This window comes from Flavobacterium laiguense, assembly GCF_003097655.1.
GTDB lineage: Bacteria > Bacteroidota > Bacteroidia > Flavobacteriales > Flavobacteriaceae > Flavobacterium > Flavobacterium laiguense.
On sequence record NZ_QCZH01000002.1, the window covers coordinates 142876 to 157986 of the forward strand.

The following is a 15111-nucleotide window of genomic DNA, read 5'->3' on the forward strand; positions in this document are numbered from 1 at the left end:
TTTCAATTGCAAAGTGTTCAGTCTGCAAATCTGCAATCTAAAACCTGCATTCTAAAATTTACACAGCTACATCATATTCACGTAAAGCGTTATTCAACGATGTTTTCAAATCAGTAGATGGTTTACGGGTTCCAATAATCAATGCGCAAGGCACTTGGAATTCTCCAGCAGCAAATTTCTTAGTGTAACTTCCAGGGATTACCACTGAACGAGCAGGAACAAAACCTTTCATTTCTACAGGTTCGTCACCAGTTACATCAATAATTTTTGTCGAAGCTGTCAAACATACATTGGCGCCAAGAACAGCTTCTTTACCTACATGAACGCCTTCAACTACAATACAACGAGATCCAATAAAAGCACCGTCTTCGATAATTACCGGTGCAGCCTGTAATGGTTCAAGAACACCACCAATACCAACACCACCACTTAAGTGTACGTTTTTGCCAATTTGGGCACAACTTCCTACGGTTGCCCAAGTATCTACCATGGTTCCTTCGTCTACATAAGCTCCGATGTTTACATAACTCGGCATCAAGATTACACCACTTGAGATGTAAGCACCATAACGAGCGACAGCATTGGGAACTACACGAATTCCTTTTTCGGCATAACCTCTTTTTAGTAACATTTTGTCGTGGTACTCAAAAATTCCAGATTCTAATGTTTCCATTTTTTGAATAGGGAAGTACATCACAACGGCTTTTTTTACCCATTCGTTTACTTGCCATCCTTCGCCAACAGGCTCTGCAACACGTAATTTTCCGGTATCTAATAATTCTATAACTGCTCTGATAGCATCAGTAGTTGTTGTTTCTTGTAGCAAAGCACGGTTTTCCCAAGCTTGTTCTATTATTGGTTGTAATGGATTCATATGATGATAATATTTGTTTTTTTAATGGAATATGGTATCGCCATTCTTCATCAGTATTTGTGATTGGAATCATGGCGATTTCATTTTTCTTAGATTTTTGGCAAAGATACCATTTTTAAGCAATAGCAAAAAACAGAAATTGTATGGAAAATGTTATAGGTGTAACTAGATAGAGATTTGTTTTGTGAAATTAATTTTAGATTAAAAAGTGGTATCTTTGTTAATTAAATGAAATTGCCATGGAAACGTTACGATTAGAATTTCAACCCAAAATAAGAGCCAAGCTCTTGGAATTATTAAGTTCATTTTCTTCGGATGAATTAAAAATTGAGCAAGAAGACCCCGATTTCGATGAGAATAAACGCAAATTGGATATTTCATTGGCTAAGGTTGAAAATGGAACAGCCGAATGTTGTTCTTTGGATGAATTAGATTTAATGATGGATGAAATTTTTTCTGAATATGACAATAGAATTAAGTAAAGTTTTTCAATTAGATTTGATAGATCAAGTTCGATATCTTTATAAAGATAAACCTCGGGCAGCTTTGAAATTCAGAAAAGATTTAATCAAAAATATTAAGAAAGATCTAAAGGATCCTTTTCATTTTAAAAAATCACGATATTTTGAAGATGAAAACATAAGAGATTATGTTTTTAAGGGTTACACTTGTGTTTATAAAATTGATGCAAATAAAAATATCATTACTGTTATTGGATTTATCAAATATAAAAATTCTTTATAAATGCCAAGAATACTCTCCATAGATTACGGACAAAAACGCACTGGAATAGCTGTTACTGATGAATTGCAGATTATCGCATCGGGCTTGACAACGATTCCTTCTGCAACTGCAATTGCTTTTTTAAAGGATTATTTTTCTAAAGAAAAAGTAGAAGCTGTTCTCATTGGCGAACCCAAACAAATGAATGGCGAACCTTCTGAAAGCGCTTCTATTATAAAAGGATTTGTAACTCATTTTACCAATCATTTTCCGGACATGAAAGTCATCCGTGTAGATGAACGCTTTACTTCTAAAATGGCTTTTCAAACTATGATTGATAGCGGACTCAATAAAAAACAACGCCAAAATAAAGCGTTAATTGATGAAATTTCGGCTACAATTATGCTTCAAGATTATTTGAACCGAAAATAAATAGCTTTACAATTAAGTACTTTATTTTTTTATTGTTTCGTAACTTTTTCGACTAAATTTAACTTTTTTTTTGCGATTTTAAGAGGTACTTTTGCATTTTTAAAATATTACAAAAATGCCTGATACAACAATACGTTCAAATACTGATGTAGTACTTATTGGTGCTGGAATTATGAGTGCCACTCTTGGTTTGATTCTTAAAGAGTTACAACCCGATATTAAAATAGAAATATTCGAAAGATTGGATATTGCCGCTGCCGAAAGTTCTGATGCATGGAATAATGCAGGAACAGGACATTCTGCCTTTTGCGAGCTAAATTACACTCCACAAAAAGAAGACGGAAGTATTGATCCTAAAAAGGCAATCAGTATTGCTGAATCCTTTGAGGTCTCACGACAGTTTTGGGCTTATTTAGTCAATCAAAAGTATATGGATTCTCCAGAAAAATTCATAAAAAGTATTCCTCACATGAGTTTTGTTTGGGGGGATAAAAATGTTGATTATCTTAAGAAAAGATTTGACGTTTTGCAACCGAATGCTCTTTTTAAGGATATGCAATTCAGCACTGATTTTTCTAAATTAAAAGAATGGATGCCATTGGTAATGGAGTCCAGAAAAGAATCTGGAAAGTACGCAGGAACAACAATGGCAATTGGTACCGATGTGAATTTTGGAGAATTGACCAGAGGAATGTTTAAGCATTTGTCTCAATTGAAAGGGGTTACCTTAAATTTTAATCATCAGGTGCGAAAGTTGAAAAAACTTGAGGATGGTTCTTGGAGAATAAAAATAAAAGATTTGGTGAATGGCCAAAAAAGAAAAGTATACACGAAATTTGTTTTTATTGGTGCTGGTGGAGGTTCATTGCCTTTATTGGAGAAAGCAAACGTGCCAGAAGGAAAAGGATATGGAGGTTTTCCGGTAAGCGGACAATGGTTAAAATGTACCAATCCAGCAGTTATCGCAAAACACGAAGCTAAAGTATACGGTAAAGCAAGTGTTGGAGCACCACCTATGTCTGTTCCTCATATTGATTCCAGAATGATAAATGGAGAAAAAGCATTACTTTTTGGGCCATTTGCTGGTTTTTCTACTCGTTTTCTAAAAAATGGAAAGTATTCTGATTTGCCCTTTTCTATAAAAACGGATAATGTTGTTCCGATGCTTATTGCTGGTTATAAAAACTTACCACTTACTAAATATCTAATTGAGCAAGTGCGTCAATCACCAAAAGACAGAATCAATGCTCTTAAGGAATATGTGCCAAAAGCGGTTGCGAAGGATTGGGTTTTGGAACGTGCCGGTCAAAGAGTTCAAGTAATCAAAAAAGATGAAAAAGAAGGTGGAATACTTGAATTTGGTACCGAAATGATTACTACTGCAGATGGTTCATTGGCTGTTCTACTTGGTGCATCTCCAGGAGCTTCGACCGCTGTTTCTATTATGGTAGAATTGGTTGCCAAATGTTTTGAGGAAGAAAGTAAGTCTGTAGAATGGCAGGAAAGATTCAAAGCTATGATCCCATCGTTTGGTCAAACTTTGAATGATAAACCGGAGCTTTTGGCAGAAATTAGAAAAAACACATCAACGGTTTTAAAACTGGAAGAATAGTTTTTTAGTCCCAGTTGTAGTTTTCAGTCTCAGTTTTCAGCCACTACTTGAAAACTGAGACTGAAAACTTAATCACCATTGCATTAGTATTTTGGTGTTTTTCAAGATTCTCTCGGATAAATTGGTCAGCCAAATTAATTGCTCAATGACCAATTGTGCTTCTTGCATTTTTAATACAAAAGCTTCGGAGTCGATAGAATTTCCTTCTTTTAGTTCTCTTTCTCTTATGTTTTTTAGTTCCGTAAATCGATTGGCTAATTCTTCATTTGTAATTGGATTTTGTTGAATGTAGTCTTCGTTTTTTAAACACCCAATAGCTTCTTCTAAATTCTTAATACTCTTTTTTACCACAATTGTAAATGCTTCTGATGATGGGGTAGTTTTATGGGATTGTATGTAGGTGCCCAATGAAGCAATCGATGAAAGTAAGGAATGATTGAGTTCGGTTAATTTATAGACCTGAGTTATTTTTATCTGTTTCGATTTGGGTTCTTGTGACATTCTTTGGAACGAGGCCATCAGATTTCCAATTTCGATAAAAGCATTTTTTCGGGCTAAACGATACGATGTGGTTACCTCTCCTTTATTTTTGTAAAAAGCGAATATTTCATTTAAATAATCGCGATTGGCAGCAATAGCTTTTTCTAAATATTGAGGTGCTTTTATATATTCCCATGACGGCCATAAAAAATGATTGGCCAAAAATGCCAATAGGGCTCCTGTCAAAGTATCGATAATTCTAAATTGAATGACATGAACAAAATTTGGAGTCAATATACCATACAGAAACACAATGTACATAGTTACAAATGTGGCGCTAACCGTATAATTGGTTTGTGTAAAGGATAAGCCTAAAAGCATACACGTGATTGCTAATATGCTTATCAGTATTTCATTTTGTGTTACTGATAAAATGCTAAATGCAATTATACCGCCTAATATTGTGCCTAAAACTCGTTGAATAGAACGTTGCTTTGTTAAGCCATAACCAGGTCGCATTATGATTATGATGGTCATCAAAATCCAATAAATATTTTGAAAAGGAAGCAGTTTTCCAATGATACCGCCAATTATAATGGCAACAGTTAGTCTTAAGGAATGCCTGAAAATGGTAGATGATAAACTCAAATTCTGAACAAAGGTGCTTAAAGGATAATATTGAGGGGTTAAAAATTTTTCTAAATCTTTGTCTTTACCGTTAAATTCATAGGTATTGGTGGCTAAAGTAAAGGCACGTTCAATAACTTTAATTTTTTCTATTTGTTTTTCTGCATATTCCAGCATCGTTGTTAACATAAAAACGCCTTCGGAGGCTGCTGTAGTTCCTAAGTCATTTTTGTATGCTGTAATAGCTAGTTCAAGCGCGCCAAGGTCTTTGAATAAATTGTGTTTTGAAACGTATCTTGTTCGGGTATTTATATTTTTAGATAATTCTTTTAAAGTAGCAGCCAAATTATAGGCTAAGTTTTGATAAGTGGATAAAACTTTAGGATGATCATCAAATTTTTGATGTAATTTATCATGGTCAAATGCTGTTGATAATGCCAATTCTAATATTTCAACCAAGGAAATAAAAACAATTAGCATTTTTCTGTTTTGATTGGAAGTGACAGAATTGACTTGTTTTCCAATAAGAACACTTCTTATATTGTGATGTATTGTATTGAGCTCTACTTGTAAATGCAACTGTTTTTCGATTATTGCTTTTTTATCAGCACCGATTTTCCATAAATCACCTCTTAGTTTCAGGTATTTTGAAGTTAATTTGATACACTCCGTTACTTCCAATTCGGCATATCTATTGGGTCTTATGTAATAAAAAAGGAGTGATATAAATAAGTAAAGTAATCCACCAGATAGGAGTAATGCGGCATATTTAACCATTTCTAATCCGGTATTCATGTGCGCAAAGGACAACGATACAGTTAGTAATGCCGAAAAAGATACAATCGTGGCTCTTTGTCCATAAACTGATATCATTGATAATACAAACAATAATAGGATAAAAAAAGGATAGAAAAGCCAAGGAAAAGGATAGAAAAGATTAATGAGCAAATTAATACTTGCAATCAAAAATGATGTAAATAATATCCCCTTAATTTTATGTTTTAAACTGCTCGGAATGTCACTTGGATATGTTAAGAAAGCACCGAGAGCAATGGTAAACCCAATTTCAAAATGACCTAAATATGAGAATAATAAAACAGGTAAAACCGCAGATAGAGTTGCTTTTAAAGCATTGGTAAAATAAGTGCTATCGGTGAATTTTTCTATTTTATTGATCATAATTATTGATTTAACACAAAGATACAGTTTGTAGGGATTTAATAGGTCTTTGTTACAGGATTAAAGCCTAAATTACAAAAAAACGCTAATTATTAAAATGGGATTAATCATTGACTATTTTTTTACTATTTTTGCCAACCGAATTAAATGGAATTATCCTTTAATTTACAATAGTTACTAATTAATACAACACGAATGATATTACCAATTATAGGATATGGTGATCCTGTTTTGAGAAAAATAGGAGAAGAGCTTACTCCTGAATATCCAAATTTGAAAGAGATTATAGCAAATATGTATGATACGATGTATAATGCATGTGGTGTTGGTCTAGCTGCTGAGCAAGTGGGGTTGTCATTGCGATTATTTGTTGTAGATACTACCCCTTTTAGTGATGATGAAGATTTGGAAGACAAAGAGCAAGATCAATTGAAAGGGTTCAAAAGAACTTTTATCAATGCAAAAATGATCAAAGAAGAGGGGGAAGAATGGGCTTTTAACGAAGGATGTTTAAGTATTCCTGATGTCCGTGAAGATGTGTACAGAAACCCTACAATAACAATTGAATATTGTGAAGAAGATTTTGTGATGAAAACCGAAGTTTTTGATGGTTTGATTGCAAGAGTGATTCAGCACGAATACGATCATATTGAAGGTATTTTGTTTACGGATAAAATTTCTTCATTGAAGAAACGTTTGATTCAAAAGAAATTAAAAAACATTATCGAAGGAAAGACTTTTCAAGATTATAGAATGAAATTTTTTGGAAAAAAGGGAAGATAATTTAATGATTAATTTACCGTTTTTAGTGTTCAGTTTTAAAAAAATAAGTAAAAAAATATAAAATGAATTTAGAGAAAATATTATCCATTTCAGGAAAACCAGGTTTATATGTTTTAAAAGTACAAACGCGTACTGGTTTTGTTGCTGAGTCATTGTTGGATGGGAAAAAAGTAACGGTAAGTTTAAAAAGCAATGTAAGTTTATTGTCTGAAATTTCGATTTACACTTATGAAGCTGAAAAACCATTGGCTGAAATCATGCAAAACATTGCCAATAAAGAAAATAAAGGACAAGCAATTTCTCATAAAGAAGATAATGCTAAATTGTCTTCTTACTTTAGAGAAATATTGCCAGAATACGATGAAGAAAGAGTATATCCGTCAGACATCAAGAAAATATTAAATTGGTACAATATGCTTCAAGAAAGAGGTATGATTGTAGATGAAGCTCCTGTTGTTGAAGAAGAAGTAGCTCCAGTAGCAGAGGAAGTTGTAGCCGAAAAAGAGAAAGCTCCAGCTAAAAAAGCAAAAGCTAAAAAAGAGTAATTTAAATTTTAAATTATATTTAATCCTGTTGAGAATTTTTCTTGACAGGATTTTTTTATTTTTGTAGCCGTTGTTAAATAATAATCTTCAAAATCAATAATTTGGATTGAACCCTCAAAGTTAGATTCCAAATATAAAATCATAAAATGAATAAAGATCTTCAACTCCAAGCTTTCAAAAGATTATTAGATATAATGGACGATTTGCGTGAAAAATGCCCTTGGGATAAAAAGCAAACCATGCAAACATTACGTCATCTTACCATTGAAGAAACCTATGAGTTAGGCGATGCCATATTAGATAATGATTTAAATGAAGTAAAGAAAGAATTGGGGGATTTGCTCTTGCATATTGTTTTTTATGCCAAAATAGGAAGTGAAAGCAATGATTTTGATATGGCCGATGTATGTAATGATATCTGTGAAAAACTCATTCACCGTCATCCCCATATTTACAGTGATGTAGTGGTAAAAGATGAAGAAGAAGTAAAGCAAAATTGGGAGAAACTGAAACTAAAAGAAGGCAAGAAATCGGTTTTGGAGGGTGTTCCAAAAAGTTTACCCGCATTGGTAAAAGCGAGCCGAATTCAGGATAAAGTAAAGGGAGTAGGGTTTGATTGGGAAGAATCTCACCAGGTTTGGGATAAAGTTCAGGAAGAGTTGCAAGAATTACAAGTTGAAGTCGAAGCTGGAGATCAAGATAAAATGGAATCCGAGTTTGGGGATGTTTTATTTTCAATGATTAATTATGCCCGTTTTTTAAACATAAATCCCGAAGATGCATTGGAACGAACCAATAAGAAATTCATCAAACGCTTTCAGTATTTAGAGAGTAAAGCAGATGAGTTGGGAAAACCTCTTATGGATATGACTCTTGCAGAGATGGATGTTTTTTGGAACGAAGCGAAGAAACTCTAAAAGGAAGTGTTCAGTGTTCAGAAAACAGAAAACAGAAAACAGAAAACAGAAAACAGAAAACAGTTTCAAACTTTAATCAGCCATTTTCTTTAACTTATTAATATCTTTCAAGACAATTTTTTTACCTACCAATTCAATCAATCCTAATTTATTAAAATCAGACAGCAATCGAATGCAACTTTCGGTTGCGGTTCCTATCATACTGGCTAGTTCATCTCTTGAAAGCTGTACTTTTAGCGTTTCATCTTTGTTAATGCCAAAAGTATCATGTAGATAGATTAAAGTCTCTGCTAATCTTTCTTTTACTGATTTTTGCGCCATATTAACCATATGATCATCGGCAGTTTTTAAGTCGCCACATATTGTTTTCATTACGTTCATAGAAAACTGGTTGTTTTTGTCAAAGAATCCCATGATTTCATTTTTTGGAATGAAGCAAACGTGCATGTCTTCTAAGGCAATGGCACTTAAATTAGCAGGTTCGTCACTGATCATAGATCGTTGTCCTAATAGTTCTCCTTTGGTAACCAACTTAACGATATGATCTTTACCATTTGGGCTCAATTTGGTTAGTTTGCAAATACCGTCTTTTATGCAAAAAATACCGTTTACATTTTCGCCTTCTTCAAAAATATGTTCTCCTTTTTTGATAAGTTTTGATGTTTTACAATCGGATAGTTTTATAAGTTCGTCTTTATTTAGTGCTTTTAAAGAACTAAATTCTCTCACGATACATTGTTCGCATTTACTCATGATGAAATAGGATTTGAGGTTGCAAAGTTATACATTTATATGATAAATATCATTTTTTTTGAGTTAATCAATTTGTAATCTTTGCGGTCGCATTAAGAAGTTTTATTTATGGAGAAAAACAACTGTTTTCATTGTGGTTTAGATATTGTAAAAGAAGAGCAAATACTTTTTGATGAAAAAGAGTTTTGTTGCAATGGTTGTAAAACGGTGTACGAAATTTTCAGTCTGAATGATTTGACCTGTTATTATGATTTTGAAAATGCACCTGGTGCAACTCCACAGGATATTAGCGGTAAATATGATTTTTTAGATAATGAAAGCATTGTGGCTAAATTGTTGGAATTTCAAGAAGATTCAACTGCTATTATTTCACTTAATATCCCTCATATTCATTGTAGCTCTTGTATTTGGATTTTAGAGAATTTACAACGTCTTCAAAAAGGAATAAATACCTCTCAAGTTAATTTTCCTGAGAAAAAAGTGCGAATCAATTATAATCCTGAGATTGTTTCTCTGAAAGATATTGTTTATTTATTGAGCTCCATAGGGTATGAACCTTATATAAGCCTAGAAAATTACGAAACGGGTAAAAACAATGTCGATAGAAGTTTGACTTATAAATTAGGGGTGGCTTTCTTTTGTTTTGGAAACATTATGCTGCTTTCCTTTCCTGAATATTTTGAAGTCAATGAATATTGGCTGGATAATTACAAGCCTTTTTTTAGGGGATTGATTTTTGCATTATCCTTGCCTTCTTTTTTATATTCGGCCAGTGGTTATTATGTTTCGGCTATTAAAAGCATTAAAACCAAAATGCTTAACATTGATATTCCTATTGCTTTGGGAATAGTGGTTATGTTTATCCGTAGCACTTTTGATATTGTAATGGATTATGGTTCTGGCTTTTTTGATAGTTTAACGGGCTTGATTTTCTTTATGTTATTGGGAAAAATGTTCCAAATTAAAACCTATAGTTTTTTAAGTTTCGAGAGGGATTTTAAATCGTATTTCCCAATAGCCATTACCAAAATAAAAAGTGATACTACCGAAGAAAGTGTGCCAGTTTATGATATTCAAAAAGGAGATCGATTACTGATAAGAAACCAAGAATTAATTCCAGTTGACGGGATTTTAATTTCGGATAAAGCCGATATTGATTATAGTTTTGTTACCGGAGAAGCTATCCCGATCACGAAAAAATCTGGTGACAAAGTATTTGCGGGAGGAAAACAAATTGGGAAAGTGATAGAAATGGAAGTTTTACATTCGGTTTCACAAAGTTATCTAACGCAATTGTGGAGTAATGATGTTTTTCAGAAAAATGTGGAGCAAAAGCACAAAACCATAACGGATCAAATTAGCCGATACTTTACCCCAATTTTGCTATTGATTGCATTTGCCGGATTTGGTTATTGGATATTTTTTGATGCCAATACTGCCTTCAATGTTTTTACGGCTGTCCTTATCGTGGCCTGTCCTTGCGCCCTAGCATTGACAGCTCCGTTTACTATGGGAAATATGCTGCGAATTTTAGGGAGTAAATATTTTTACCTTAAAAATGCTTTAGTTATTGAGCAATTGGCCAAAGTAGATACGATTGTTTTTGATAAAACAGGTACAATAACGACAAATACAAAATCGAATATTTCTTTTGAAGGTGAAGCTCTTACCGAATCTAATCTGGTTTTTATAAAAAATGTGCTTCGTGCTTCGAATCATCCTTTGAGTAGGATGTTATATGACTTTTTGCCGGAAGGGAAGCGATTAAAACTAGATTCATTCGAAGAAATAACAGGTAAAGGGATTCAGGCCATAATTGATGGTGTTCAGGTTCAAATGGGTTCTGCTGATTTTGTTGGTAAAATTGAAAAGAGCAGTATTCAGCAAACATCAGTTCATATAAAAATTAGAGATGTGTATTGTGGAAAATATGTCTTTAATAATGAATATAGAGAAGGATTGTCAAAATTGTTTGGCGATTTGAGCACGCAATATCAAATCAAAGTATTGTCAGGAGATAATGAAGGGGAACGTGCTTTATTAGCAACGCTTTTGCCTGCTGGTACCGAAATGATTTTTAATCAAAAACCGGAACAAAAATTAGAGTTTATTAAAGGGTTGCAAGAACAAGGTAAAAATGTGATGATGGTAGGTGATGGTCTTAATGATGCCGGCGCTTTGGCGCAAAGTAACGTTGGGATATCGATTTCTGAGAATGTCAATGTTTTTTCACCTGCTTGCGACGCTATTTTGGATGCTAAAGAGTTTAAAAAACTGCACTACTTTTTAAAACTATCCAAAAAAGCGATTATAACAATTAAAATGAGCTTCATATTGTCACTTTTGTACAATGTGGTAGGATTGTCTTTTGCCATTACCGGGAACCTCCTGCCTTTGGTGGCTGCAATTATTATGCCGCTGAGTACCATAACGATAGTGAGTTTTGTAACCGTGATGAGCAATTACTATTCCCGGAAAATAAAATAGTTTAACAGGGAATTGTTTGATTTTTTTTTCATAATTTTAACATATTCGATTAAATATGATAATTATCATTTTTTCTTAAAAGTGATGACTCTACTTTTGTTAACCTAATATTAAGATATGAGCGTTATATATTTATTGATAGCTATTAGTATTTTCGTTGCCATTGGATTTTTTATTGCCTTTGTTTTTGCAGTAAAATCCGGACAATATGATGACGATTATACCCCTTCAGTTAGAATGCTTTTTGATGATGAATTGATTAAATCCAAAAAAAGCAAATCGACGACCAAAAGTTAAATCTCCAAACTTTTGATATTTTAAAAACACCAATTTTAAACAATTTTAAAAACAATTATATATATGGAAATGCAACAATTTTATTATGACAACAAAATTGTAAAGAAGTTCATTTATGCCACTATACTTTTTGGAGTGGTAGGGATGTTAGTAGGTCTTATTTTAGCTACTATGTTTCTCTTTCCCAATTTGACCGATGGAATTTCATGGTTGAGTTTTGGTAGATTGAGACCTTTACATACCAATGCAGTTATTTTTGCCTTTGTCGGGAACGCTATGTTTGCAGGTGTTTATTATTCGCTACAGCGATTATTAAAGGCCAGAATGTATAGTGATTTTTTGAGTAACCTGAATTTTTGGGGTTGGCAATTAATCATTGTTGCGGCTGCTATTTCGTTGCCATTAGGATATACTTCTTCAAAAGAGTATGCTGAATTGGAATGGCCTATAGATATTGCAATTGCTTTGATCTGGGTAGCTTTTGGAATCAATATGATTGGTACCATGTTAAAACGTAGAGAACGCCATTTGTATGTTGCCATTTGGTTTTATTTAGCCACATTTATTACCGTTGCGGTATTGCATATTTTTAATAGTTTAGAGTTGCCGGTTTCTGCTATGAAGAGTTATTCTGTTTATGCAGGAGTCCAAGATGCATTAGTGCAATGGTGGTACGGTCATAATGCGGTGGCCTTTTTCTTGACCACTCCATTTTTAGGTTTAATGTATTATTTTGTGCCAAAAGTAGCCAATCGTCCTGTGTATTCTTATAGATTATCTATCATCCACTTTTGGTCCTTAATATTTTTATACATCTGGGCAGGACCTCACCATTTATTGTATTCTGCTTTGCCTAACTGGGCTCAAAATTTAGGAGTTGTATTTTCAGTAATGTTGATTGCTCCATCTTGGGGAGGTATGATAAACGGTCTTTTAACTTTAAGAGGAGTTTGGGATAAAGTTCGTGAAGAACCTGTTTTGAAGTTTTTTGTTGTTGCAATGACAGGTTACGGTATGGCCACTTTTGAAGGGCCGATGCTTTCTTTTAAAAATGTAAATGCTATTGCGCACTATACGGATTGGATTGTTGCACACGTTCACGTAGGTGCATTGGCATGGAATGGTTTTATGGCTTTTGGTATTATTTATTGGTTGATTCCAAGAATGACAAAAAGCACTTTGTACTCTACTAAATTGGCGAATTTCCACTTTTGGATTGGAACTTTGGGAATTATATTATACGCATTGCCAATGTATTTGGCCGGTTTCTTGCAAGCCTCTATGTGGAAACAATTTAATCCAGACGGTACATTGACCTATGGTAATTTCCTTGAAACGGTTACTCAAATCATGCCAATGTATTGGATGAGAGCAATTGGTGGTTCTATGTATTTGGTTGGAATGTTAACGTTGGTTTATAATATTATCCAAACGGTAAGAGCCGGAGAAGAAGTAGAGGATGAATTGGCTGAAGCTCCTGCATTGCAAGTTATCAGTGAAGGAAGAATTAAAGGAGAGAAATACCATTCTTGGTTGGAAAGAAAACCAATTAAAATGGCAATATTCGCGACAATAGCCATATTAATAGGAGGGATTATTCAAATCGTACCTACGATTATGGTAAAATCGAATATTCCAACAATTGCAAGCGTAAAACCGTATTCTCCTTTAGAATTAGAAGGACGTGATTTGTATATCCGTGAAGGTTGTGTGGGTTGTCACTCTCAATCAGTTCGTCCTTTCCGTAGTGAAGTAGAGCGTTATGGGCCACAATCTAAAGCAGGAGAGTTTGTTTACGATCACCCATTCCTTTGGGGTTCTAAAAGAACAGGTCCTGATTTGCATAGAGTTGGAGGAAAATACAATGACAATTGGCATTTTAACCACATGTGGAATCCACAAAGTACATCTGCAGGATCTATTATGCCAGGTTACAAATGGCTGTTTGATAATAAAGCGATGGATATTTCTTTGACCGAAAAGAAAATGCAAGCAATGGTTACTCTTGGAGTTCCTTATACGGTAGCCCAAGTAGCAAATGGTTTGAAAGATTTACGTACTCAAGCAATTGCAATTGAAGAAAGTCTTAAAAATGACCCTGATTTTGTGAAAAGTTATGATGAGAGTAAGAAAAAAGCCGAAGCAAGAGGAGAGAAATTTGTTCCAATGAATGAAAGAGAGATTGTAGCGTTAATTGCTTACATTCAGAGACTTGGTACTGATATTAAAGTTAAAGAATAACTAAATAGTAACGTTATGTTCGAACAGATAAAACACAATATGGAAACCATTGCAGGAGTTGCAATTTTTCCAATACTATCGTTATTAATTTTCTTTTTCTTTTTTCTAGGGTTAGGAATTTGGGTTTACTCATACAAAAAAGAAACGGTTGATGAGATGAGCCAAATTCCATTAGAAGATTAAATTGTATAATTTCAAAAATATATTTATAATGAAAAAAATAATTCCACCTTATATAAGAGTCCTTGTGATATTTTTCTCCATTTTTGGAGCGATGGAATACTTTATAGATTCAGGAGACCATCCTGCATTTGTTAAATATCCAATGGTTTTAGGTTTTTTATTTGTATTGCTTTTTCTTTTAATTGCAATAGAAATTACGCTAAAAGCCGTAAATACAGTTACCTATCAATTGCTTTCGGATGAGGAAAAAGCAAGATTAGCTCAAGAAGACGAATTAAGTCTAAAAGAGAAAAGTTGGTACAAGAATTTGATGCAAAGTTTGACAAAAACGGTGCCAATTGAAGATGAAAAGCAGCTCTTGATGGATCATGATTATGATGGCATTAAAGAGTTAGACAATAATTTGCCGCCATGGTGGGTGTATTTATTCTATGCCTGTATTGTTTTTTCAGTGGTTTATTTGGTTCGTTATGAAATTATGGGCGCTCCTGATCAAGAAGCCGAACTTAAAAGTGAAATGGCTCAAGCCAAAATTGAAGTTGCTGAATATATGAAAACAGCTCCAGATTTGATGGATGAGAAAACAGTTACTGAATTGACTGATCCTGCGGATTTAACATCTGGTAAAGCTATTTTTGACACCAATTGTGTGGCCTGTCATAGAGCTGATGGTGGCGGAACTATTGGGCCAAACTTAACCGATGAGCAATGGATTTTGGGTGGTGGAATAAAAAACTTATTTCACACTATTACCAATGGTGGTCGTGACGGAAAAGGGATGATTGCATGGAAAGGAACCTTAAAACCTAAAGAAATTCAAGCGGTTGCCAGTTATATTATATCTCTTAAAGGGAGTAATCCAAAAGATCCAAAAGCACCAGAAGGAGATGTTTGGGTTGATGAAAATCCAAAATAGCAATGACTATTTTGTTGCAAGTAAGGCAATAGCCTTTTTATCTAAAATTATCTTTGTAAAAG

Annotated in this window: 15 protein-coding genes; 12 read left to right on the top strand and 3 right to left on the bottom strand. The window is 33.7% G+C overall.

Going from position 1 to position 15111, the window contains the following annotated elements; genetic code table 11:
• Nucleotides 1–58 precede the first annotated feature (58 nt).
• Nucleotides 59–874, bottom strand: a complete 816-nt coding sequence (locus DB891_RS03410; protein WP_116760601.1) for a 2,3,4,5-tetrahydropyridine-2,6-dicarboxylate N-succinyltransferase — start codon at nt 872–874, stop codon at nt 59–61.
• 239 nt (nt 875–1113) lie between these two features.
• On the opposite strand from DB891_RS03410, the gene DB891_RS03415 reads away from it, so the two are divergent.
• The 4 genes from DB891_RS03415 (at nt 1114) to DB891_RS03430 (ending at nt 3641) form a co-directional block, all read left to right on the top strand.
• The gene (locus DB891_RS03415; RefSeq protein WP_116760603.1) at nt 1114–1356 is read left to right on the top strand and encodes a hypothetical protein; all 243 of its coding nucleotides are present in this window, start codon (nt 1114–1116) and stop codon (nt 1354–1356) included.
• Nucleotides 1337–1618 carry a type II toxin-antitoxin system RelE/ParE family toxin gene (locus DB891_RS03420; RefSeq protein ID WP_116760605.1) on the top strand — a complete coding sequence of 94 codons (282 nt, stop codon included), beginning with the start codon at nt 1337–1339 and terminating at the stop codon, nt 1616–1618. The genes DB891_RS03415 and DB891_RS03420 overlap by 20 nt, the downstream gene beginning before the upstream one ends.
• Entirely contained in the window at nt 1619–2029 is a 411-nt protein-coding gene (gene ruvX, locus DB891_RS03425) for a Holliday junction resolvase RuvX (protein ID WP_116760607.1), read from the top strand.
• Nucleotides 2030–2144: 115 nt separating this feature from the next.
• A complete protein-coding gene (locus DB891_RS03430) occupies nt 2145–3641 on the top strand; it encodes a malate:quinone oxidoreductase (protein WP_116760609.1) in 1497 nt (498 codons plus the stop codon).
• Nucleotides 3642–3713: 72 nt separating this feature from the next.
• Here the strand turns inward: DB891_RS03430 and DB891_RS03435 are convergent, their stop codons facing one another.
• Nucleotides 3714–5927 (bottom strand): FUSC family protein, encoded by a 2214-nt coding sequence (locus tag DB891_RS03435; protein WP_116760611.1) that lies wholly within the window; start codon nt 5925–5927, stop codon nt 3714–3716.
• Between the two features lie 195 nt (nt 5928–6122).
• Between DB891_RS03435 and def the strand changes: the two genes are divergently transcribed.
• From def to mazG, 3 genes are all read left to right on the top strand, one after another.
• On the top strand, nt 6123–6710 hold the full coding sequence (gene def, locus DB891_RS03440) for a peptide deformylase (protein WP_116760613.1): 588 nt from the start codon (nt 6123–6125) through the stop codon (nt 6708–6710).
• A gap of 62 nt (nt 6711–6772) precedes the next feature.
• Nucleotides 6773–7255, top strand: a complete 483-nt coding sequence (locus DB891_RS03445) for a DUF5606 family protein (RefSeq protein WP_116760615.1) — start codon at nt 6773–6775, stop codon at nt 7253–7255.
• 146 nt (nt 7256–7401) lie between these two features.
• Nucleotides 7402–8172, top strand: a complete 771-nt coding sequence (gene mazG, locus DB891_RS03450; protein ID WP_116760617.1) for a nucleoside triphosphate pyrophosphohydrolase — start codon at nt 7402–7404, stop codon at nt 8170–8172.
• A gap of 72 nt (nt 8173–8244) precedes the next feature.
• On the opposite strand, the gene DB891_RS03455 is transcribed toward mazG, so the two are convergent.
• Nucleotides 8245–8925, bottom strand: coding sequence for a Crp/Fnr family transcriptional regulator (locus tag DB891_RS03455; protein WP_116760619.1), 681 nt, complete (start codon nt 8923–8925; stop codon nt 8245–8247).
• A gap of 108 nt (nt 8926–9033) precedes the next feature.
• Between DB891_RS03455 and DB891_RS03460 the strand changes: the two genes are divergently transcribed.
• The 5 genes from DB891_RS03460 (at nt 9034) to DB891_RS03480 (ending at nt 15049) form a co-directional block, all read left to right on the top strand.
• Nucleotides 9034–11412 (top strand): heavy metal translocating P-type ATPase, encoded by a 2379-nt coding sequence (locus DB891_RS03460; RefSeq protein ID WP_116760621.1) that lies wholly within the window; start codon nt 9034–9036, stop codon nt 11410–11412.
• Nucleotides 11413–11529: 117 nt separating this feature from the next.
• Nucleotides 11530–11709, top strand: coding sequence for a cbb3-type cytochrome oxidase assembly protein CcoS (ccoS, locus tag DB891_RS03465; protein WP_116760623.1), 180 nt, complete (start codon nt 11530–11532; stop codon nt 11707–11709).
• 63 nt (nt 11710–11772) lie between these two features.
• Nucleotides 11773–13950 (top strand): cytochrome-c oxidase, cbb3-type subunit I, encoded by a 2178-nt coding sequence (gene ccoN, locus DB891_RS03470; RefSeq protein ID WP_116760625.1) that lies wholly within the window; start codon nt 11773–11775, stop codon nt 13948–13950.
• Nucleotides 13951–13965: 15 nt separating this feature from the next.
• Nucleotides 13966–14133, top strand: a complete 168-nt coding sequence (locus tag DB891_RS03475) for a CcoQ/FixQ family Cbb3-type cytochrome c oxidase assembly chaperone (protein ID WP_116760627.1) — start codon at nt 13966–13968, stop codon at nt 14131–14133.
• Between the two features lie 28 nt (nt 14134–14161).
• A complete protein-coding gene (locus tag DB891_RS03480; protein WP_116760629.1) occupies nt 14162–15049 on the top strand; it encodes a cbb3-type cytochrome c oxidase N-terminal domain-containing protein in 888 nt (295 codons plus the stop codon).
• Nucleotides 15050–15111 lie beyond the last annotated feature (62 nt).